Source organism: Cellulosimicrobium sp. I38E, assembly GCF_001647255.1.
GTDB lineage: Bacteria > Actinomycetota > Actinomycetes > Actinomycetales > Cellulomonadaceae > Cellulosimicrobium > Cellulosimicrobium cellulans_E.
Genome location: NZ_LUAZ01000059.1, coordinates 1 through 21015, shown reverse-complemented (window position 1 = coordinate 21015; position 21015 = coordinate 1). Strand labels below are relative to the sequence as shown.

Below are 21015 nucleotides of genomic sequence, written 5' to 3'. Positions count from 1 at the left end.
GCGACTGGTGGCGCGACCGCCCCGCCCCCGCCCCGGCACCCCCAGGCGCCGAACCCGGGGATACGGGCGGGTTCGGCGCCGCGGCGACCGACAACCCCGGGTTCGGCGAGGGGGGTGAGGGCCGATGAGCGCGCGCGACGACGTCCTCGCCCGCGTCCGCGCCGCGCTCGGCGGGTCGACGGCGACCGGCTCGGCGGCGTCCGGCTCCGTCCCGCGGGCGTACCGCGAGCGCGGCGACCTCGCGCCGGGGTCGCCGGAGGCCGTCGACGTCCTCGTCGACCGGCTCGTCGACTACCGGGCGCACGTGCACGTGGCCGCCACGGCAAGCGAGGTGGCCACCGTCGTCGGTGACCTGCTCGCGGACGCGGGCTCCGTCGTCGTGCCGCCGGGGCTCGACGTCGCGTGGCTCGACGCGCTGGGTGCCGGGACCGTCGTCGTGCCCGACGCGCGCGACGACCCGCGCACGCCCGACGAGCTCGACCGCGTGGACGCCGTCGTCACGGCCGCGCGCGTCGCGATCGCCGACACCGGCACGATCGTGCTCGACGGCGAGCCGGACCAGGGCCGCCGCGCGATCACGCTCGTCCCCGACCTGCACGTGTGCGTCGTGCGCACCGACCAGGTCGTCGAGACGGTCCCCGAGGCCGTGCGGCTGCTCGCCGCGCACCCCGAGCGACCGCAGACGTGGATCAGCGGCCCCAGCGCGACGAGCGACATCGAGCTCTCACGCGTCGAGGGCGTCCACGGCCCGCGCACCCTCCACGTGATCCTGGCGCCGAGGTAGAACCCGCGGTCGCCAGGTAGAACTCCGCAGGTTCTACGTCGCGACCGCGCGTTCTACCTCGCGGCAGAGGTCATGCCCGACGGCGGTGGCGCACCTCCGCGAGGACGGTCGCCAGACGGACCGGGAAGTCGTCCGGCGTGCCGGCCGGGAGCGCGTCGACCGGGAACCACGCGACGTCCTCGCTCTCGTCGCTCACGGCCGTCCGCGCGTCGGGATCCGCGAACGCGACGAACCCGACGTCCCAGTGCGTGCGGCACGTCCCGAACGCGGCGGCGAGGTCGTGGCGGTGCACGTCGACGGGCGCGGCGGGAGCGACGGCCTGGTGCTCGGCGCCGGGGCCGTCGTCCGGGTCGGTGGACGGCTCGGGGTCCGGGTCGAACGGGACGAGGTCGTCGAGGCCGCTCTCCTCGCGCGCCTCGCGATAGGCGGCGCCCGCGAGCGTCGTGTCGCCCGGCTCGATGTGGCCGCCCACCTGGACCCAGAACTGGCCCTTGCGGTGGAAGCAGAGCAGGACGCGGTCCAGGTCCGGGCTGAGCACGAAGCAGCTCGCCGTGAGGTGCTGCGGTCCGCCGTCGCGCCGGACGGCGTCGGCGCGTGCGCCGGACCCACCGTCGCCGCGGACGAACGCGCGGTACTCCGCCGCGAGCGCCGCCTGCTCCTCGTCGGCCGGCTCCCACCGGTCGAGGCGGGCGAGGGCGTCGCGGGCGAGCAGGGCGGCAGGATCGAGTGCGGTCACCGGGGAAGGCTACGTGCCGCCCCCGACGCCCAGCCCTGACGAGCCCGCGCCGGACGCTGCGACAATGGTGTCCCGTGAGCGACCCTCAGCACCACGCCGACGGCGGTCCGGCCGACGCCGCGAGCCGGACCGACCCGGTGACCGCCGATCCCGCCGGGGGTCCGGCGCTGTTCGACCTCCCGCCGGGGTCACGTGAGGTCCCGACGCGGATAGTGCTGCTCACCGGGGCGTCCGGCTCGGGCAAGACGTCGCTCACGCGGCGCCTCGGCCTCCCGGTCGTCGCGCTCGACGACTTCTACCTCGACCACGACCACCCCGACCTGCCGCAGCGGTTCGGCATCGTGGACTGGGACGACCCACGCTCGTGGGACGCGACGGGCGCCGTCGCGGCGCTCGTCGAGCTCGCGCGCACCGGGCACGCGGACGTGCCGGTCTACGACATCCCGACGTCGCGCCGCACGGGGACGACGCACCTCGACGTCACGGGCTCGCGGGTCGTGCTGGCCGAGGGGATCTTCGCGGCGGAGATCGTCGCGGCGTGCCGCGCGCAGGACGTGCTGGCCGACGCGATCTGCCTGCGTCGGCCGCGGCTCATGACGTTCTGGTTCCGTCTGCTGCGCGACCTCGCGGAGATGCGCAAGCCGCCGCTCACCCTGTTCCGGCGCGGGTGGGGACTCCTGCGCGCCGAGCCCGCGCTCGTGCGCCACTGGGAGTCGCTCGGCTGCCGCGCGCTGACGCCCGCGCAGGCGGAGAAGGAGATCCGCGCCCTGCTCGTCCGGCCGTCGACCTAGCCGTCAGGCCAGCGGGTCGGCGATCTCGACCGTCGCGACGGACGGGCCGCCGCAGCCGGCGCCGAAGTCGCCGGTCGTCGGCAGGAACTCCGGATCCACCTCCTGCTCGACGACGACGTCACCGGACGCGAGCTCCACGACGCGCACGACGATCGGGCCGACCGGGCCGTTCAGCGCGGAGCCCGTCCACTCTCCGCGCGACGGCTCGGCCGGTGCGTCCTCCGCCGACGCCTCGGGCGTGGTCTCGACAGCGTCCGGCTGGTCCGGCTGGCCCGGCTCGTCCGGCTGCACCGGATGCACGGGGACCGTCGTGGGGATCGGCTCGGGGTCGATCGAGATCGTCCCGTCGCGGACCAGCCCGCAGGGTTCGACGCCGACGCAGCTCACGGCGACGCCGTAGGCGTCCCGATCCGGCCAGGAGTCGTCGAGCCGGACCTCGAGGCGCGCCACGTAGCCGACCGCGGGGCACGCGGTGACCAGGCCTCCCGGGCCGCCGCACGCGGGCAGCACGGCCACGAGCAGCGCTGCGGCAAGTCCGTGCCCGCGCCGCCGTCCCCGTCGATCGCTCGTCATCGCCGCCCATCCTCCGCACGTCGGTTCTCGTCCTCACCTGTCGCGAGCGGCCGGATCCTTGCACCGAGCGAGAGCCCGTCCCGGTCCGGCGAAAGTGGGAGCGGCCCCGGAGACGCCAGGGCCGCCCCTCACGGCACGGCGGGAAGCGTCCCGACGACGATCGTCGCCCCGATCTCCTCGTCCCGGACGACGCGGGCCCGCAGTCCCGCACCCTCCAGGACACCGACGGCGCCCGCCGCCTGCCGCTCGCCCGACTCGGTGAGCAGGTGGCCGCCGGGCACGAGCCAGTCGCGCGCCTCGGCTGCGACGCGGCGCAGCACGTCCAGCCCGTCACCTCCGCCGTCGAGCGCGACGTGGGCCTCGTGGTCGCGCGCCTCGCGCGGCAGGAGCGGTATCTCGCCCGTCGGGACGTACGGCACGTTGGCGAGGAGGAGGTCGACCCGGCCGCGCAGACCGGCGGGCAGCGGGTCGAAGAGGTCGCCCTCGTGCGCGGTCCCGCCGACGGCGGCGACGTTCCGCGCGGCGCACGCGAACGCGGCCGGGTCCACGTCGCTCGCGTGCAGCACGACGGCCGACTCCCGCGCGAGGTCGGTCGCGGTCGCGAGGCCGAGCGCGCCCGCGCCGCAGCACAGGTCCACCACGACGACGGGCGACCCGCCGGGCTCACCGTCCGCTGCGCCGTCGGGCAGCCCGGCCGACACACCACCCGCGGCCTGCCGCCCGAGCGCGACCGCCTCGTCGACGAGCAGCGCGGTGCGCTGCCGCGGCACGAACACCCCGGGGTCGACGGCGACGCGGAGCCCGTGGAAGTCGACGTACCCGAGCACGTGCTCGAGCGGCTCGCCCGCGATGCGGCGCGTGACGAGCGCCTCGAGGTGCGCGGCGTCGTCCGCCCGCTCGGCGAGGAGCGCGGCCTCGTCCTCCGCGAAGACGCACCCGGCGGCGCGCAGACGGGTGACGAGGTCGTCGAGCTGTCTCTGGTCCACGTCCGGACGGTACTCCGGGCCGGGCTGCGTCCGCGCGGGGATCGCCCCCTTCGCCGCGAGATCGACCCGCGCGTCCGAGATCGACCCTCGGTAGGTCGATCTCTCGGCGCGCGGGTCGATCCGGGGGGGCGCCGTTCAGTCCCGTAGGAGCGGGAGGAGCCGGGTGCCCTGGCGCTCGATCTCGCGCAGGTACGGGGTGTCGGAGAGGACGAAGTGCGTGACACCGAGGTCCTGGTAGCGCCGCAGCGACTTCGCGACGTCCTCCGCCGAGCCGACGAGCCACGTCGTGCCCGCTCCCCCGCCGCCGAACCGGCCGGGCGTCGTCCAGAGGTTGTCGTCGAGCACCTCGCCGCGCGCCGCGAGGTCGAGCAGGCGCTGCTGCCCGACGGCGGTGCGCCGCCCCCGGTCGCGCGCGGACCACGCCTCGGCCTCCGGCGACCGCGCGGCCAGCTCCGCGACCTTCGCCTCGGCGTCGGCCCACGCCTCCTCGGTGGTGTCGCGCACGAACGTCGTGATCCGCAGCCCGAACTCGAGCGGGGCGTGCTCGCGCCCCAGGTCGGCGCTCAGCCGCTTGAGACGGTCGATGCGCTCCGCGATCCCGTCGAGCGGCTCGCCCCAGAAGAGCTGGACGTCGGCCTCGGTCGCGGCGACCCGCTCCGCCGCCTCCGACGCGCCACCGAAGTAGATGCGCGGGTGCTGCCGGTCACCTCGGACGACCGGGCGTGGCCCGAGCGACGAGCGCGTGACGGAGAAGTGGTCGCCCTCGTACGTGACCTCCTCCTGCGTCCACAGGCGCCGCACGATCTGCAGGAACTCGCGCGTGCGCGCGTAGCGGTGCGCCGGGTCCGCCTCGCCGTCGCCGTACGCCTCCTGCCCGTCCGTGCCGGACACGATGTTGACGCGCAGCCGGCCGCCGCTGAGGTGGTCCAGCGTCGCGGCGGCGGACGCGAAGTGCGCGGGCCGCCAGAACCCGGGCCTGATCGCGACGAGCGGCTCGAACGTCGTGGTGCGGGCCGCGAGCGCCGTCGCGACCGTGAACGTGTCGGGACGCCCCCAGCTCGTCCCGAGCAGCGCGCCCGCGAACCCGTGGCGTTCCAGCGCGTGCGCGTGGCTCGTCAGGGTGTCGAGGCTGTTGTGGTCCTGGACCGTGTCGTCCCCGCGGTGCCCGGGACGGACCTGGTTCGGGATGTACCAGAGGTGCTCGGCGCTCACGCGAGGGCCTCCTCGAGGACGCGCGCGCCGCCGTCGGACGAGGCTCCCCCGTACCGGTTGGTGGGCCGCTCGAGCCCGTAGTGCTCGCGCAGCGTGCGGCCCTCGTACTCCTCGCGGAACAGACCGCGCTCGCGCAGCACGGGCAGCACGTGCTCGACGAACTGCTCGAGCCCCGACGGCAGCACCGCGGGCATGATGTTGAACCCGTCGGCGGCCTCGGCGTCGTACCAGTCCTGGATCGCGTCGGCGACCTGGTCGGGCGTGCCCGCGAACGTGCGGTGCCCGCGGCCGCCGCCGAGGCGCCCGATGAGCTGGCGCACGGTGAGCCGCTCGCGGCGCGCGAGCTCGACGATCAGCGTGTACCGGCTCTTGGCGCCCTCGATCTCGTCCTCGGACGGCAGGTCGGCGGGCAGCTCGCGGTCGAGCGGCAGGTCCTCGGGCGCGAGGCGCAGCGTCTTCGCGAGCTGGGCGCGGGCGTACTCGGGGACGATGAGCTCGTCGAGCTCGCGTTCCTGCGCGAGCGCCTCCGCCTCGGTGGACCCGATGACGGGGACGATGCCGGGCAAGATCTTCACCGTCCCCGGGTCCCGCCCGACGGCGACCGCCCGGGCCTTGAGGTCGCGGTAGAACGCCTGGGCGTCGTCGAGCGTCTGGTGCGCGGTGAACACCGCCTCGGCGTAGCGCGCGGCGAGGTCCTTGCCGTCCTCGGACGACCCGGCCTGCACGATGAGCGGGCGCGCCTGCGGCGAGCGCGGCGTCGTCAGCGCGCCGTGCACGGAGAAGTGCGTCCCCGCGTGCGCCGGGGCGTGGATCTTCGACGCGTCCGCCCACACGCCCGCGTCCTTGTCCGCGAGCACCGCGTCGTCCTCCCACGAGTCCCAGAGCCGGAACGCGACGTCGAGGAACTCGGCCGCGCGCTCGTACCGCACGGCGTGCGCCGGCTGGTCGTCGAGGCCGAAGTTGCGCGCGATCTCCGGCCCCGCCGTCGTGACGACGTTCCACCCGGCCCGGCCGCCGGAGACGTGGTCGATCGACGCGAACCGCCGCGCGAGGTTGTACGGCGAGTTGTACGTCGTCGACGCCGTGGCGATGAGGCCGATGCGCTCGGTCACGGTCGCGATCGCCGTGAGCACGATGAGCGGGTCGAGCGACCCGGCCGGGCGCCGCCCGACGTCGGACCGCAGGCCCGGCCCGTCGGCGAAGAAGATCGAGTCGAGCTTGCCCGCCTCCGCGACCTGCGCGAGGCGCTGGAGGTGCGCGATGTTCGTCGACGTCCACGACGGGTCGCTCTCGGGAAGCCGCCACGACGCCTCGTGGTGGCCCGTGCTCATGAGGAACGCGTTGAGGTGCAGGCGCCCGGGGCGGTGTCCTGCGGAGTCGTGGCGGGTCATGCGGCGGTGTCCTTCCTGTCGTCCCGGACCACGCCGAGCGCGTCGAGCAGCTCGGTGCGGAGCAGGGAGAAGCGGGGGTCGGCGGGGTCGCGTGCCTCGCCGGGGCGGTAGCTCTGGTCGATGCGGCGCTCCGCCGCGATGCGTCCCTCGTCGAGGACGACGACGCGGTCCGCGAGGACGATCGCCTCGTCCACGTCGTGCGTCACGAGCAGGACGGCGGGGCGGTGCCGCGCGCACAGGTCGCGCAGCAGGGCGTGCATCCGGATGCGGGTCAGGGCGTCGAGCGCGCCGAACGGCTCGTCGGCCAGCAGGAGCCGCGGCGAGCGCACGAGCGAGCGGGCGAGCGACACGCGCTGCTGCTCGCCGCCCGAAAGCTCGTTCGGCCACGCTCGCTCACGCCCGGCGAGCCCCACCTCGGCGAGGCTGGCGCGGCCGGCGTCGCGCGCCGCGCTCCGACCGCGGGCCCCGGTGTCGAGCCCGAGCACCACGTTGTCCAGCACGCGCGCCCACGGCAGGAGCCGCGAGTCCTGGAAGACGACGGACACCTGGTCCGGGACGACGACCTCGCCCGAGCCGTCGACGCCGTGGTCGAGCGCGGCGAGCGCGCGCAGGAGCGTGCTCTTGCCCGAGCCCGAGCGGCCCAGGATCGCGACGAACTCGCCGTCCTCCACGGTGAGGCCGAGGTCGTCGAGGATCCGCTTGTCCCCGTACGACCGCACGAGCGAGCGGACCTGCACCGCGCCGACCGCCGTCGGGCGGTCTTCCTCCACGGTCAGTCCTCCAGCGTGCGCCGCCACGACAACACCCTCCTCTGCAGGAGGCGGACGGCGAGGTCCGCGGAGTAGCCCAGCACGCCGTAGACCACGAGGCCGACGAGGATGATCTCCGTCTGCCCATACGTCCGCGCGAGCTCCATCATGTAGCCGATCCCGGCCGTCGCGTTGACCTGCTCGACGACGACGAGCGCGAGCATCGACCCCGTGACCGCGAACCGCAGCCCGAGGAAGAACCCCGGCAGCGCGCCGGGCAGGATGACGCGGCGCACGAACTGCCAGCGCGAGAGCTGCACCGTCTCGGCGAGCTCGACGTAGCGGCTGTCGATCGCCCGCAGCCCGTTGTGCGTGTGCAGGTAGATCGGGATGAACACCCCGAGCGCGATGGTGATGACCTTCATCTCCTCGCCGATCCCGAACCAGAGGATGAGCAGCGGCAGGAGCGCGAGGTTGGGGATCGCGCGCTTGACCTGGATCGGGCCGTCGAGCACGGCGTCGCCGACCCGGCTCAGCCCGGCGGCGAGCGCGAGCACGACGCCCGCGACGATGCCGAACGCGAGGCCGAGCGCCGCACGCGTGAGCGACACCCCGAGGTGCGCGCCGAGCTTGCCGTTCGCGACGAGCTCCGCCCCCGTCGTGACGACCGTCCACGGCGCGGAGAGCACGCGGGGGTCGATGAGCCCCGTGGCGGAGCCGACCGACCAGACGCCGACGAGGAGGGTCACCCCGACGAGCGCCGCGAGCGGGATCGGCCGGCCGAGCCCCAGGCGCGTGCCGCGGGGCCGCACGTCCGTGGTGGTCGCGGGTGCGTCGTCGAGGCTCGGGACGGCGAGATCCACCCGGTCGACGACCGCCGCGCTCACTGCGAGCCCCCGTCGCGGGCCGCCGTCGCGGCCTCGCCCGCGACGGGGCCGAAGCGCTCGTCGAACAGGTCGGCGGCGTCGAACGGCTCCTGGTCGAGCTCGGTCACGAGCAGGTCGATCGTCGCCTGGGTGCGCTCGATGCCCTCGGTGAGGTCGGACGGGATGTCCGGGACCGGTGCGTGGTCGATGAGGTACTGCGCGTCCTCCTCGCTGAGGCCCTGGTCCTCGACGTAGTACCCCTGCTTCCACTCCTCGGGGTGCTCGTCGATCCAGACCTTCGCCGCCGCCCACGCCGCGACGTACTCGCGCAGCGCCGCGGCCTTGGCCGGGTCCTCGACGACCTCCGTCGGGCCGTAGAGGTGCGAGGCGTCGTCGCGCAGGTGGTGCTTGACCGACGTCGCGCCGTCGGCCTCGTACGTGGCCAGGTAGCGGAAGAGCTGCGTCCCGCCCAGCGGGGCGATGTCGACCTCGCCCGCCGCGAGGGCCGTCGAGTACACGTCGCCGGTGCTCGGCAGCTCGACCAGCTCGACGTCCTCCTGGGTGAGGCCCGCCTCCTGGAGCGCCTTGAGCACGATCGCGCCCTGCGCCTGGCCCGGGCTGAACGCGATGCGGTGGCCGCGGAAGTCCTCGAGCGAGTCGAGCTCGACGCCGGGCGCGCCCGCGAACTCGTAGATCGGCGCGTCCTCCCAGTTCTCCCGGTAGATCGATGCGTAGATCTGCACGTCCAGGCCCGTCCACGTCGCGTGGATCGGCGGGATCTCGGCCACGGCTCCGACGTCGAGCGACCCCGCGCGGAACGCTTCCGTCGTCGCGGGGCCGCCGGAGATGTTGGCCCACTCGACCTCGAACGAGAAGTCGCTGTCGAGGTCGTCGCCGGCCAGCTCGAACGCCTTCTGCGTCGTCGGGTCGCCGATCCGCAGGACCGTGCCCTCGGGCACCTCGGTGGGCAGGTCGGCGTCGGCGGCGAGAGCCGCGCCGTCGGCCGGGTCCGTGCCGCCGGAGGCCTGCGCGGCGCCGCACGCACCCGTGGCGAGGAGTGCGACGAGGCCGAGCGCGACGGCGGTCGCGCTCCGGCGGCGCGACGAATGGCCGGACTGGCGGCCGGGCGGTGCGGAGGAACGGACGAGCGGGTGTGCGGGCATGGCGAGTCCTCTCGGGGAGAGCGCACGGGCGCATGCGGAAGCCGCGCGCGGGAGGTGAGGTGGTGAAAGGGCCCGACAGCGGCCGGGGCGGCCGTCGGTCAGTGCGTCGACGTGCTCAGCGGCACGGGGTCGGACGACACGCGGCGCGGCGACACGCCTGCGAGTCGAGCGCGCGACGACACGCGAGGCCGGGCACGCGCCCGGCGTCGGCGGCGGGGACGGCGACAGGGCCCCCCGGTGTCGTCTGCATGCGGGCGACTGTGCCAGCACGCGCACCACCCGAAAAGGGGCACCGCGCCCCGTCCCACGAGGAGGACGAACGTAACGCCGTGCAACGGCGTCTGCTCCTCGACGGCGAGGTAGAACCTCCGGTCGCGAGGTAGAGCCCCGCGGGTACCTCGAGACCGGAGGTTCTACCTCGCGCGGCGGCGGAACGACGACGGGCCCCGACCCTCCCGGAGGAGGATCGGGGCCCGTGTGTCAGGCGGCTGCCGCTGGGGCAGACGTCGTCAGGCTCTCAGGAGCGGATCACACCACTCACTCAGCGCCGGCCTGGAGCTCGCCCGTCGGGGGCAGGTCACGGACCGAGACGCCGGTGGGGGCGTCGAGCGCGGCGGCCGCGCCCACGCTCACCGGGCCGCGGTCGTGCTCGCCCTTGGAGACACCCCGGAAGGTGAACTCCCCGAGCAGGCCCTCGCCCTCGGCGTCGACCAGGACGATCTCGCCGGCCTTGAGCTCGCCGAACAGGATCTTCTCGGACAGCACGTCCTCGATGTCGCGCTGGATCGCGCGGCGCAGCGGACGGGCGCCCAGGACCGGGTCGTAGCCCTTCTCGGCGAGCAGGACCTTCGCCGCCGGGGTGAGCTCGATGCCCATGTCCTTGTCCCGCAGGCGGGTGTCGAGGCGGGCGATCATCAGGTCGACGATCTGGATGATCTCGGCCTGCGAGAGCTGCGGGAAGACCACCACGTCGTCGACGCGGTTGAGGAACTCGGGGCGGAAGTGCTGCTTGAGCTCCTCGTTGACCTTCGCCTTCATGCGCTCGTAGGACGTGACCAGGTCGCCGCCGGCGTTGAAGCCGGTCTGGACGCCCTTGGCGATGTCCCGCGTGCCGAGGTTGGTCGTCATGATGATGACGGTGTTCTTGAAGTCCACGACACGGCCCTGCGAGTCGGTCAGGCGACCGTCCTCGAGGATCTGCAGGAGCGAGTTGAAGATGTCCGCGTGGGCCTTCTCCACCTCGTCGAACAGGACGACCGAGAACGGCTTGCGCCGCACCTTCTCGGTGAGCTGACCACCCTCGTCGTACCCGACGTAGCCGGGGGGCGAGCCGAACAGCCGCGAGACGGTGTGCTTCTCGGAGAACTCCGACATGTCGAGCTGGATGAGCGCGTCCTCGTCCCCGAAGAGGAACTCGGCGAGCGCCTTGGCCAGCTCGGTCTTCCCGACGCCGGTCGGGCCGGCGAAGATGAACGACCCACCGGGGCGCTTGGGGTCCTTGAGGCCCGCACGCGTACGGCGGATGGCCTGCGACAGCGCCTTGATCGCGGCCTCCTGGCCGACGACGCGCTTGTGCAGCTCGTCCTCCATGTGCAGCAGGCGGCTGGACTCCTCCTCGGTGAGCTTGAAGACCGGGATGCCCGTGGCCATGGCCAGGACCTCGGCGATCAGCTCCTCGTCCACCTCGGCGACGGTGTCCAGGTCACCGGACTTCCACGCCTTCTCCTTGTCGGCGCGCTTCGCGGTGAGCTGCTTCTCCTTGTCGCGCAGGCCGGCGGCCTTCTCGAAGTCCTGCGCGTCGATCGCCGACTCCTTCTCGCGACGCGCCTCGGCGATCTCCTCGTCGAGCTCCTTGAGCTCCGGCGGGGCCGTCATGCGGCGGATGCGCAGGCGCGCGCCCGCCTCGTCGATGAGGTCGATCGCCTTGTCCGGGAGGAACCGGTCGTTGATGTACCGGTCCGCGAGCGTGGCCGCGGAGACGAGCGCGGAGTCCGTGATGGACACGCGGTGGTGCGCCTCGTAGCGGTCGCGCAGACCCTTGAGGATCTCGATCGCGTGGTTGAGCGACGGCTCGGCGACCTGGATCGGCTGGAAGCGGCGCTCCAGGGCCGGGTCCTTCTCGACGTGCTTGCGGTACTCGTCGAGCGTCGTCGCGCCGATGGTCTGGAGCTCGCCGCGCGCGAGCATCGGCTTGAGGATGCTCGCGGCGTCGATCGCGCCCTCGGCGGCTCCCGCCCCGACGAGCGTGTGGATCTCGTCGATGAACAGGATGATGTCGCCGCGCGTGCGGATCTCCTTGAGCACCTTCTTGAGGCGCTCCTCGAAGTCACCGCGGTAGCGCGAGCCGGCCACGAGGGCGCCGAGGTCGAGCGTGTAGAGCTGCTTGTCCTTGAGCGTCTCGGGCACGTCGCCGCGCACGATGTCCTGCGCCAGGCCCTCGACGACGGCGGTCTTGCCGACGCCGGGCTCGCCGATCAGCACCGGGTTGTTCTTGGTGCGGCGGCTGAGCACCTGCATGACGCGCTCGATCTCGAGGCTGCGCCCGATGACCGGGTCGAGCTTGCCCTCGCGCGCGGCCTGGGTGAGGTTGCGCCCGAACTGGTCGAGCACGGCCGACCCCGACGGCTGGCCCTCGGCGGGGCCGCCCGCGGCGACGGGCTCCTTGCCCTGGTAGCCGGACAGGAGCTGGATGACCTGCTGGCGCACCTTGTTGAGGTCGGCGCCCATCTTGGTCAGGACCTGGGCGGCGACACCCTCGCCCTCACGGATGAGGCCGAGCAGGATGTGCTCGGTGCCGATGTAGTTGTGGCCGAGCTGGAGCGCCTCGCGCAGAGACAGCTCGAGCACCTTCTTGGCACGCGGCGTGAACGGGATGTGCCCGCTCGGGGCCTGCTGGCCCTCGCCGATGATCTCGGTCACCTGGGTGCGGACGCCGTCGAGGGAGATCCCGAGGGACTCCAGCGCCTTGGCCGCGACACCCTCGCCCTCGTGGATGAGGCCGAGGAGGATGTGCTCGGTGCCGATGTAGTTGTGGTTGAGCATCCGTGCCTCTTCTTGGGCAAGGACGACGACCCGACGGGCTCGGTCTGTGAATCTCTCGAACATGTGCTGCTCCTCGTGAGCGGCGTACACCTGCCCGCCGGACGACGGGTACAAGCCTGACCGCATTGACTCTATGCGGTTCGAACGAGCCGCACCCCCTCCGTATGCCGTTGTTCGCCAGGGGCGTGAAAGAGGGGTCGGGCCGTGACCTGCGGGCGCGCCGGACGCCGTCGTGCGCAGATCACCCGGCCCGACACGCGCGCGGCGCGTTGACCGCGACGCGCGCCCCGGGCAGGCTCGGGAGTGCGCCCCGCACGGACGGCCAGAAGGGTGGCGAGAGCGATGCACCAGCCGGACCAGCAGCCCGAGGACCCGACCGCGCCGGGAGCCGACGAGCGAGCCGCACGGCCCGCGAGCGCGCCCGCCACGTGGGAGCAGGTCGTCGCCCGGTTCCACGGCGTCGTCGCCGAGGTGGACGACCCGCTGACGTGGGGCCTCGACCTCGACGAGGAGACGCTCACGGGGGCAGGGCACGGCGCCCACGACCCCGCGGAGGAGCGGTTCCTGCGCTCCTACGTGTCGTTCACCGGCGAGACGCTGGACGTCGAGACGCTGCGCGTCCTGGCCGCGCACGACGAGCAGGCGGAGGACATCGTCCGCACCGCCCTCAGCGGGGCGCTCGCCGCGCCGTTGCACTCCGACACCCCGGGCGACGACGACTTCCTCGACTCCTACCAGGAGTACCGCGCCGCGATGCGCGCGATCGTCGAGGAGGTCGACGTCGCGCCGGTCACGCGCACCACGTTCGTGGTCGACGGCGAGCCGCAGGCCTGCCTCCACGTCACCGTGCGGGAGCACGCGGCCGTGTACGTCCCGCTCGAGGACCGCGCGCTCGTCGTCTCGGGACCGGCCGACCTGCTCGCGCGCGTGGACGTCGTGACCCGCCCGCTGCGCAACATCCTCCAGGACGAGCCCGAACCGAGGTTCTGACGCCCTGATCGGCCCGACCCCGAACCCGGGGTTGTGGTCACCCAGGCCGCCGAACCCGGGGATACGGGTGGGTTCGGCGCCTGCGGGGACGACAAGCCCGGGTTCGACCGCACGTCGGTGACCCTCGGCCGTCGATCCGGGACGGGTGTCACGGGCGGATCGCGGTGTCGCGGCCTAGGGTCGAGTCAGCACCGGCGCCGGGTGACGGCGCCGGGACAGCACGCCGACGGCGCACGCGGTCGGCCGACCGGGCGGAGGTGGCGGGATGCGCGGCGTGATCGTCGGTGTGGACGGGTCGGAGGAGTCCGGCGGCGCGCTCGACTGGGCGCTGCGCGAGGCGGCGGACCGGGGCGTGCCGCTCACGGCCGCGCTGGCGTTCGAGTCGCGGCAGGGGTCGGGTGACGGCCCCGACGCGGCGGCCGACGAGAAGCGCGCGCTGGTGCAGGAGTGGCTGGACGCCGCGCACGCGCGCACGGGTCTGGCGCCGGACGCGGTAGCGGCCACCGCCGTCGCCGAGCGCGGCAGCCCCGCGGCGGTCCTGCTCGCCCTCGCCCAGCCCGGGACCGCCCAGCCCGTCCAGGACGACGTGCAGCTCGACCCGGGCGACGGCGACGACGCCGACCTGCTCGTCGTCGGGCGCTGCGGCCGGGGACGCCTCGGGCGCATGGTCCTCGGGTCGGTGCCGACCGCCGTCGTGCAGCACGCGACCGTCCCCGTGACCGTGGTGCGCGGCACGCCCGACGTGCGCCACGACCACGCCCGGCCCGTCGTGGTCGGGGTCGACGGGTCGTCGACGTCGGTCCAGGCGCTGCGGCACGGCGCGGACGTCGCGCGGCGCACGGGCGCGACGCTCGAGGCCCTGTTCTGCTGGCAGATCGTCTCGCTCGCGCCGCTCCCCGACTCGTGGGGATGGACGCCGCCGATCGACGACTACGAGAAGTTCGCCTCCCAGAAGCTCGATGCGGCGCTCGAGGCCGCGGGCGTCGACCTCCCCGACGACCGCCTCGTGCGCAGCGTGAAGCACGTGCACGCCGCGAAGGGGATCATCCAGGCGTCGTCGCACGCGGAGCGGCTCGTGCTCGGCAACCGCGGCGTCGGCGGGTTCGACCGCCTGCTGCTCGGGTCGGTGAGCCGGCACGCCGTCGAGTACGCGCACTGCCCGGTCACGGTCGTGCGGCCCCCGGACGCGACCCACCCCTCAGGCGCGCACGACGCCTGAGGGTTTCGCCCCTCGAAACGATTCGACGTCACCCGCCCCGCGGGTGGACCATGTGGCACGTGCAGATCGAGGACACCTACGACGGCTCCCGACCCGTCCGCACCGTCACCCGGCTCTTCGCGCCCCAGCGCGGGCGGCTCGCCGCCGCGGCGCTCGCCTTCGCCGTCAAGCACTCGCCCGTGTGGGTGATCCCGGCGCTCACCGCGACGGTGATCGACGTCGTCGTCGAGCACCGGCCGCTGCGCGAGCTGTGGATCACGGGCGCGGTCATGCTCGCCGTCGTCGCGCAGAACCTCCCGCTGCACACGCTCTACGTCCGGTGGCTCTCGACCGCCGTGCGCACGGTCGAGAACGGGCTGCGCATGGCGCTCTCGCGCCGGCTCCAGGAGCTGTCGATCGGCTACCACCGCCGCGTGAGCGCGGGCGTGCTCCAGGCCAAGATCGTGCGCGACGTCGAGAACGTCGTCGAGGCGTCGCGCACGACGTTCGACTCGGGCATGGCCGCGCTCACCACGCTCGTCGGCGCCATCGTGCTCACGGCCGTGCGCGTGCCGGAGTTCCTCGTGATCTTCGCGCTCACCGTGCCCGCCGCGGCGTGGCTCGTCGTCGCGATGCGGCGCCGCATGACCACCCGCAACGCCGCGTTCCGGGCCGAGGTGGAGAACATGTCGGCGCGGGTCGCCGAGATGACGCACCTCATCCCCGTGACGCGCGCGCACGCGCTCGAGGAGCGCGAGCTCGACCGCATGGGCTCGGTGCTGCACCGCGTGCGCGAGGCCGGGATCCGGCTCGACGTCGTCAACGGCCGCTTCGGCGCGTTGTCGTGGATCGTGTTCCAGGTGCTCTCCGTCGCCGGGCTCGTCGGCGCGGCGTGGGTCGCGTGGACGCAGACCTTCGCGGTGTCCCCCGGCGACGTCGTCATGCTGTCGAGCTACTTCGTCACCCTCACCGCGTCCGTCACCGGGCTGCTGAGCCTCGCGCCGATCATCACGAAGGGCCTGGAGTCCGTGCGGTCCATGGGCGAGGTGCTGGGCGAGCCCGACGTCGAGCGCAACGCCGGCAAGCGCGTCCTCGACCACGTCGAGGGCCGCGTCGCGTTCGAGGACGTCACGTTCGCGTACGACGACGTCCCTGCCCCGGGCGAGGAGCCCACGCTCGCGGTCGACCACCTCTCGCTGACGGCACGGCCCGGCGAGACGGTCGCCCTGGTCGGGGCCTCGGGGTCGGGCAAGTCGACCGTGCTCAACATGGTCATCGGGTTCCTCACGCCGACGTCGGGGCGCGTCCTGGTCGACGGCGTCGACACCGCGACGGTCGACCTGCGCTCGTACCGCCGGTTCCTCGCGGTCGTGCCGCAGGAGTCGATCCTCTTCGAGGGGTCCGTCCGCGACAACGTCACCTACGGCAGCCCCGACCTCACCGACGCCGCCGTCGAGCAGGCCCTGCGCGACGCGAACGCGTGGGACTTCGTCACCGAGATGGGCGGCCTCGACGCCGTGATCGGCCAGCGCGGCGGGCGCCTCTCCGGCGGGCAGCGCCAGCGCCTCGCCATCGCCCGCGCGCTCGTGCGCGACCCGCGCGTGCTCGTCCTCGACGAGGCAACGTCGGCCCTCGACACGACGTCCGAGCGGCTCGTGCAGGAGGCGCTCGGGCGGCTCATGCGCGGCCGGACGACGTTCGTCGTCGCCCACCGGCTCTCGACCGTCCGCGGTGCCGACAGGATCGTCGTCATGGACCACGGCCGCGTCGTCGAGGTCGGCAGCCACGACGAGCTCGTCGCCGCCGGCGGGACGTACGCGCAGATGCACGTGGCACCAGCCGCCTAGGCCTTAAGGGATCGCCAGGAGAACGTGAGCTCGCGCGCCACGATCTTCAGGTCTCCCGTGCCGAGCGCCATCTCATGGCTGAACCCCTCATCCAGAGGCAGTATCTCGTCGAGCATCATCGCGGGGTTCCCGTAGTAGTCCTCTCGCGCGGTGGCCAGGTCGTAGTCGAAGCTCTGCACGCCGGAGTAATCGAGGGTCAGGCCCTCACGGTGCTTCCACGGGCTCCCGTCGAAGACAACCGTCGCGTCGCCACCCCGCAGGATGACGCGACCGAGGACGAGGTCCTTGACGCACCGGTCGGACGTGAAGTCGTAGTGCGTCTCCTCCGCGATGAAGTCGCGCGCCCCGGGAGGGAGGGACCCGATGAGACCTGGCAGCACTTCCAGGTACCGGCGGGGATTGAAGGCGTAGCCCTGAAGCTCGTCCACCCAACCCGTCTCTACGTATCTCACGACCGCGTCATCTCCCAACCGTCCGTCATCACCGCTCCTCGTCACCTATGCTCCAGGCGAGCTCAGCGCATACCGATCAGCGCCGGGATCGAGATCGTCGTGGGGGCTCCGCGCGAACGCGAAGACGAGCCCTTCCCCCGGGCGATGGGCCTACCGTCACGGGCGTCTAGAGCTTGCGCAACCAGTCGCGATCCCCCGGCCAGGGATCCAAGCCGTCCCGGTATGCGGTGACGGCTCGAAGGTGCGGGAGGTCGTCAAGGACCCGTGCGTCGAGGAGTCGACCAGAGTCGGCGATCAACAGTTCCTCGAGCATCGGGCACCCCATCAGAGGCGCCAGGCTGATCTGTCGCCTCTGCCGTCGGTTGCGTGGTAGTTGAACACTGAGGCGGCGCAGTCGGGGCAACCGCCCGAACTCGTCCAGGCTCGCCACGGTTGCTCCCTCGACATCGACCCTCTCGAGGCGGGGGCTGCCAGAGAGACGAGGCTCGACCACGTAGTCGCTACTGCCCGCCTTGAACCCGAGGCGGAGCTCACGCAGGGAATCGAGGCTGCCGCTCCACTGTCGCGGTGGGCCCGGCACGAGCCTCTCCAGCGCGAGAAACTCCAAGCACTGCAGCTCGGTGAGGTCTCCACCGAGAGCACCCCCGGGTATCGCGAGAGAACGCAGTTTGGGTGCCGCCGTCGGTTGCACAGCTTCAGCGAGCGTGCCGTCAACCCACAGCACTTCGAGGTCGCGCAGAGTCTCCGCGGGGATGCCACCAAGTCGACGTCGCGCCTGGACCTGGAAGAACCGCAGATTCAGGTGCGACAGCCATCCCAGGTCGAGGGTCCCTCCCGAACGCTCCCGCGGTAGCAGCAGGACGCCGTCGATCCCGCGCCGCGCCAGAGCACTCAGCTCAGCCGATGACGGTTCGGTGGAGAGCTCGACCGTCTTGTATGGGCCGTAGCGATCGGCAGCCAGAAACTGAAAGCTTGGATTGAGCATCACGGCCGCACTGATCGCGGAGCGTGAGACGACAACCATGGCGAAGTGTCCAGGCAACGCCGTAGCACGAAGCTCAGGCTCGGCGGGACGCTCGTCGTTCCCGATCCGCTACCTGGCGTAGCCACCATCCCAGCCGACCCCATAGTGCTCTCCGTAGTCCAGCGCAGCGTCCCAGTCCTCGCCCCACGAGTTGTACACGACGGTCAGGGTGCGTGGCGGACGATAGAGCACGTCCCAACCGCTCGGTTCCGCGGGCATGAATCTCCACGCGCCACCCCGCGAGCTGGCCCGTCGTCGCCGAACCTGTCAACGTCGGCTCACCAGGTCGCGGCCTCGGTTCGTGGGATGTCATCGCCGTGACTGATCTTGGACCGGTGCGCCTCGGAAGGCGAAGACGAGCACGCGGACGGCCAGGACGGTCCCGACGAACCCGAGCGCCGCACCGAGGACGGCGAAGAGGCGCAGACCCTCGACGAGCTCGGGGCCGGAGTCCGCGGAGACCAGCACGACCGCCGCCACGACGGCCGCCGCAGCGATGACCGTGGACACGACCTGCTGCACGAGGCCGGTGACGAACGCGCGGTCGTCGGGGTGGGCGAACGACCGGACGTTGACGGTGAGCCGCCCGGCCTCGACGTCGCTCGTGATCTTCGCGAGCCGGCGCGGGAGCCGTTCGAGCTCGGGTGCGAGGCCGAGGAAGAGGCTCGTCGCGCGCTCGCGCAGGCCCTCCGGCGTGACGACGCGGCGCACGAGCGGCTGTGCGGTCGCGCGGGCCCCGGCGACGAGGTCGAACGCGGGGTCGATGAGGCGCAGCGTCCCCTCGAGCGACGTGAACGTGCGGAACGCGGCGGCGACCTGCGACGGCACGGCGAGCCCCGCGTCGGTGACGAGCCGGAACAGCGCGGTGAACATCGCGCCGCTCGCGCCCGCGCCGCGGAACCGCACGATCACCTGCCCGACGGCGCGCTCCAGGCGGCGCACGTCGAGGTCGGCCGGGGCGTCGAGCAGCTCGAGCAACGCGTCGGTCGCGGCGACGGCGTCGTCGGCGTCGACCGCGAGCAGCACGGCCGCGAGCGCCAGGCGCTCGGGCTCGCCGAGACGCCCGACGGAGCCCATGTCGAGCAAGCCGAGGCGGCCGTCGGCGGTGACGAGCACGTTGCCGGGATGCAGGTCGGCGTGGAACGTGCCCGCGACGAGCACCTGCTCGAGCGTCGCGGTGAGGAGCCGGGAGGCGAGGTCGGCGCGCACGGCGTCGTCCAGGCCAGCGAGGACGTCCGAGGCGCGGCCGACGGGAACACCGTCGAGCCGTTCCATGACGAGCAGGGTCGTCCCCGACAGCTCGGGGTAGACCTCCGGGACGCGGACGCGCGGACCCACCGCCGCGCCGTCACCGTCGTCGTCGCCGTCAGGACGCGGCTCCCCCATCGCGCCCCGCTCGAGCGCCGCGCGCAGCGCGAGCGTGTTCTCCAGCTCGACCGTGTAGTCGAGCTCCTCGCGCAGCGACGCCGCGAACCCGTCGGCGAGGTCGACGACGCCGAGCGAGCGCCCCCACGCGGTGTCGCGCTCGATGCGGCGCGCAAGACGACCGAGGATCGCCAGGTCCGTCTCGACCTGCGCCCGCGCGCCGGGGCGCTGGACCTTGACCACGACCTCGCGCCCGTCGGGCAGCCGGGCCGCGTGCACCTGCCCGACCGAGGCCGACGCGAGCGGCTCGGGCGAGAACTCGGCGAACGCCTCGTCGATCGGCCGCCCGAGCGCGCCCGTGACGGCCGCCTCGACCTGCGACCACGGTGCGGGCGGGACCTCGCTCTGGAGGGTCGCGAGCGCGTCGGCGAACGTGGCGGGGAGCAGGTCGCGCCGCGTCGAGAGGACCTGGCCGAACTTCACGAACGTCACGCCCGCGTCGCTCAGGGCGTCGCGGAGCGCGGCGGCCTGTCGGCGCTGGTCGGTGCGCGAGAGCCGCGACCCGTCGGGCTGCCGCGCCCCGCGCGTGAGCGCCCCGCCGAGGCCGTGCCGCACGCCGATCGCGAGGATCTGCGCGTACCGCCGGGTCTCGCGACGCCCCTGCCGCAGGCCGCGCAGGGCGCGCCACGGGCCGGGCACGGAGCCGGTCGGCACCAGCAGCTCGAGCACGAGCAGCACGCACAGCCCCAGCACGAACGCCCAGGCGAACGCGAGGACGATCGCCACGAGCGCGACGCCGGGCGCGACGGTGAGCGTCCCGTCCGCGCGCGACCAGCCGACGTCGAGCAGGCCGTTGGTGAGCACCCACGACGCGACGGAGAGCATGGCGAACGCCACCACGGCGGAGCGGATCCAGCCGACCGCCGCCCCCATGACGCGCCGCGCCGTCGCCGCGAGGAGAAGGAGCATGACGACCGTGAAGACGATGCCGACGAGACCGACGAAGAACCCGGAGACGACCTGCATGACCGTCACTCTTCCCGACGCCGCCAGGAATCACCATCACACCCCGCGGCGCGCCACCGGGGCGGGCACCGCGTCGCCGGGCGCGGCATGATGGAGCTCCCCGACAGGTCGGAGCCCCGATGACGAACGTCGACCTTCTCACCGACGCCCACCTCACCCACGCCCGGACCGCCCCGAACGGGCGCAGCGCCGAGGTCGTGCTGCACGACGGCCCCCTGCGGCAGACGATCCTCGCGCTGCGCGCGGGCGTCGAGCTCGGGGAGCACAACTCGCCGCCCGCGGCGTCGATCCAGGTGCTGCGCGGGCGCGTCCGCGTCACGGCGCTCGGCGAGGGCGACGTCGAGCTGGGCGCGGGCGAGCTCCGGGTCCTCACGCACGAGCGCCACGCCGTGGGCGCCATCGAGGACTCGGCGTTCCTCCTCACGACGGTGACGAGCATCCCCGACGCCTGAGCGACGGCACGATCCCCGTCGAACCCGGGATCTCGGGTCACCGGGGCTCGGCCGTGCCCGGCGACCCCGGGTTCGGCGGTCGTCAGCGCCGCACGGCCAGCGCCGCGAGGGTGAGCGCGACGGCGTCCTCCGCGACCGCGCCCGGCCAGTCGGGGCGTGACCCGACGGCGAGGCGACGCCAGGCCGCGCCGCCCCACGTCCCGACGGCCGCGCCCGCGGCGCCGGCCACCGCGGCGGCGACGACGCCCGCCGGGCCCGTGCGGTGCCGGGCCAGGAGGATCCCTCCGGCGGCACCGCTCCCGAGCCGGAACACCGGCCCGGGCGGGTCGAGGCGGCTCGGTGTCCGCGGCAGCTTGTCGCCCACCATC

The 21015-nt window shown here is 73.5% G+C and carries 19 protein-coding genes; 6 read left to right on the top strand and 13 right to left on the bottom strand.

Translation table 11 applies throughout. From position 1 onward, the window contains the following. The first annotated feature begins 124 nt into the window (after positions 1–124). Positions 125–784, top strand: a complete 660-nt coding sequence (locus tag A0J59_RS17075; RefSeq protein WP_064316916.1) for a lactate utilization protein C — start codon at positions 125–127, stop codon at positions 782–784. A gap of 70 nt (positions 785–854) precedes the next feature. Here the strand turns inward: A0J59_RS17075 and A0J59_RS17070 are convergent, their stop codons facing one another. Further along, positions 855–1520 (bottom strand): NUDIX hydrolase, encoded by a 666-nt coding sequence (locus A0J59_RS17070; RefSeq protein ID WP_052877407.1) that lies wholly within the window; start codon positions 1518–1520, stop codon positions 855–857. Positions 1521–1594: 74 nt separating this feature from the next. Between A0J59_RS17070 and A0J59_RS17065 the strand changes: the two genes are divergently transcribed. Then, entirely contained in the window at positions 1595–2311 is a 717-nt protein-coding gene (locus A0J59_RS17065) for an ATP-binding protein (RefSeq protein ID WP_331386735.1), read from the top strand. 3 nt (positions 2312–2314) lie between these two features. Here the strand turns inward: A0J59_RS17065 and A0J59_RS17060 are convergent, their stop codons facing one another. The 8 genes from A0J59_RS17060 to A0J59_RS17025 all read right to left on the bottom strand — a co-directional run bounded on the left by A0J59_RS17060 (position 2315) and on the right by A0J59_RS17025 (position 12356). Beyond that, complete coding sequence (locus A0J59_RS17060; protein ID WP_144425430.1) at positions 2315–2884, bottom strand: hypothetical protein; 570 nt, start codon at positions 2882–2884, stop codon at positions 2315–2317. Positions 2885–3012: 128 nt separating this feature from the next. Further along, positions 3013–3870, bottom strand: coding sequence for a putative protein N(5)-glutamine methyltransferase (locus A0J59_RS17055; RefSeq protein WP_064316915.1), 858 nt, complete (start codon positions 3868–3870; stop codon positions 3013–3015). 135 nt (positions 3871–4005) lie between these two features. Further along, on the bottom strand, positions 4006–5082 hold the full coding sequence (locus A0J59_RS17050; protein WP_064316914.1) for an LLM class flavin-dependent oxidoreductase: 1077 nt from the start codon (positions 5080–5082) through the stop codon (positions 4006–4008). After that, positions 5079–6473 (bottom strand): LLM class flavin-dependent oxidoreductase, encoded by a 1395-nt coding sequence (locus tag A0J59_RS17045; protein WP_064316913.1) that lies wholly within the window; start codon positions 6471–6473, stop codon positions 5079–5081. Before A0J59_RS17045 ends, A0J59_RS17050 begins: the two co-directional genes overlap by 4 nt. Further along, a complete protein-coding gene (locus tag A0J59_RS17040; protein ID WP_064316912.1) occupies positions 6470–7270 on the bottom strand; it encodes an ABC transporter ATP-binding protein in 801 nt (266 codons plus the stop codon). Before A0J59_RS17040 ends, A0J59_RS17045 begins: the two co-directional genes overlap by 4 nt. Further along, positions 7246–8109 carry an ABC transporter permease gene (locus A0J59_RS22140; protein ID WP_082140938.1) on the bottom strand — a complete coding sequence of 288 codons (864 nt, stop codon included), beginning with the start codon at positions 8107–8109 and terminating at the stop codon, positions 7246–7248. Before A0J59_RS22140 ends, A0J59_RS17040 begins: the two co-directional genes overlap by 25 nt. Then, entirely contained in the window at positions 8106–9251 is a 1146-nt protein-coding gene (locus tag A0J59_RS22135) for an ABC transporter substrate-binding protein (RefSeq protein WP_064316911.1), read from the bottom strand. The genes A0J59_RS22140 and A0J59_RS22135 overlap by 4 nt, the downstream gene beginning before the upstream one ends. 537 nt (positions 9252–9788) lie before the next feature. Further along, the gene (locus tag A0J59_RS17025; RefSeq protein WP_047231636.1) at positions 9789–12356 is read right to left on the bottom strand and encodes an ATP-dependent Clp protease ATP-binding subunit; all 2568 of its coding nucleotides are present in this window, start codon (positions 12354–12356) and stop codon (positions 9789–9791) included. Positions 12357–12635: 279 nt separating this feature from the next. Here A0J59_RS17025 and A0J59_RS17020 point away from each other — a divergent pair, with 279 nt between their 5' ends. The 3 genes from A0J59_RS17020 (at position 12636) to A0J59_RS17010 (ending at position 16328) form a co-directional block, all read left to right on the top strand. Then, positions 12636–13283, top strand: coding sequence for a hypothetical protein (locus tag A0J59_RS17020; RefSeq protein WP_255365303.1), 648 nt, complete (start codon positions 12636–12638; stop codon positions 13281–13283). A 265-nt stretch (positions 13284–13548) separates the two neighbouring features. Beyond that, complete coding sequence (locus A0J59_RS17015) at positions 13549–14502, top strand: universal stress protein (RefSeq protein ID WP_064316910.1); 954 nt, start codon at positions 13549–13551, stop codon at positions 14500–14502. A 50-nt stretch (positions 14503–14552) separates the two neighbouring features. Continuing rightward, positions 14553–16328: an ABC transporter ATP-binding protein gene (locus tag A0J59_RS17010; protein WP_064316909.1), complete on the top strand. Its 1776-nt coding sequence runs from the start codon at positions 14553–14555 to the stop codon at positions 16326–16328. Here the strand turns inward: A0J59_RS17010 and A0J59_RS17005 are convergent. From A0J59_RS17005 to A0J59_RS16995, 3 genes are all read right to left on the bottom strand, one after another. Beyond that, positions 16325–16756, bottom strand: a complete 432-nt coding sequence (locus A0J59_RS17005) for a hypothetical protein (RefSeq protein ID WP_156533131.1) — start codon at positions 16754–16756, stop codon at positions 16325–16327. The two genes, A0J59_RS17010 and A0J59_RS17005, sit on opposite strands and share 4 nt — an antisense overlap. A gap of 190 nt (positions 16757–16946) precedes the next feature. Next, the gene (locus A0J59_RS17000) at positions 16947–17804 is read right to left on the bottom strand and encodes a hypothetical protein (RefSeq protein WP_064316907.1); all 858 of its coding nucleotides are present in this window, start codon (positions 17802–17804) and stop codon (positions 16947–16949) included. Between the two features lie 309 nt (positions 17805–18113). After that, positions 18114–20195 (bottom strand): AarF/ABC1/UbiB kinase family protein, encoded by a 2082-nt coding sequence (locus A0J59_RS16995; protein WP_064316917.1) that lies wholly within the window; start codon positions 20193–20195, stop codon positions 18114–18116. Between the two features lie 119 nt (positions 20196–20314). Here A0J59_RS16995 and A0J59_RS16990 point away from each other — a divergent pair, with 119 nt between their 5' ends. Beyond that, positions 20315–20647: a hypothetical protein gene (locus tag A0J59_RS16990; RefSeq protein ID WP_064316906.1), complete on the top strand. Its 333-nt coding sequence runs from the start codon at positions 20315–20317 to the stop codon at positions 20645–20647. Positions 20648–20729: 82 nt separating this feature from the next. Here the strand turns inward: A0J59_RS16990 and A0J59_RS21855 are convergent. Next, positions 20730–21015: hypothetical protein (locus A0J59_RS21855; protein ID WP_064316905.1), on the bottom strand; the 286-nt coding region annotated here is incomplete at its 5' end.

Excerpts from the sequence above, each read along its gene's own strand:
- A0J59_RS17060 (WP_144425430.1), bottom strand. The coding sequence starts at position 2,884 with ATGACGAGCGATCGACGGGGACGGCGGCGCGGGCACGGACTTGCCGCA.
- A0J59_RS17025 (WP_047231636.1), bottom strand. The coding sequence starts at position 12,356 with ATGTTCGAGAGATTCACAGACCGAGCCCGTCGGGTCGTCGTCCTTGCC.
- A0J59_RS17010 (WP_064316909.1), top strand. The coding sequence starts at position 14,553 with ATGTGGCACGTGCAGATCGAGGACACCTACGACGGCTCCCGACCCGTC.
- A0J59_RS17045 (WP_064316913.1), bottom strand. The coding sequence starts at position 6,473 with ATGACCCGCCACGACTCCGCAGGACACCGCCCCGGGCGCCTGCACCTC.
- A0J59_RS17075 (WP_064316916.1), top strand. The coding sequence starts at position 125 with ATGAGCGCGCGCGACGACGTCCTCGCCCGCGTCCGCGCCGCGCTCGGC.
- A0J59_RS17015 (WP_064316910.1), top strand. The coding sequence starts at position 13,549 with ATGCGCGGCGTGATCGTCGGTGTGGACGGGTCGGAGGAGTCCGGCGGC.
- A0J59_RS17020 (WP_255365303.1), top strand. The coding sequence starts at position 12,636 with ATGCACCAGCCGGACCAGCAGCCCGAGGACCCGACCGCGCCGGGAGCC.
- A0J59_RS16990 (WP_064316906.1), top strand. The coding sequence starts at position 20,315 with ATGACGAACGTCGACCTTCTCACCGACGCCCACCTCACCCACGCCCGG.
- A0J59_RS17000 (WP_064316907.1), bottom strand. The coding sequence starts at position 17,804 with ATGGTTGTCGTCTCACGCTCCGCGATCAGTGCGGCCGTGATGCTCAAT.
- A0J59_RS16995 (WP_064316917.1), bottom strand. The coding sequence starts at position 20,195 with ATGCAGGTCGTCTCCGGGTTCTTCGTCGGTCTCGTCGGCATCGTCTTC.
- A0J59_RS22135 (WP_064316911.1), bottom strand. The coding sequence starts at position 9,251 with ATGCCCGCACACCCGCTCGTCCGTTCCTCCGCACCGCCCGGCCGCCAG.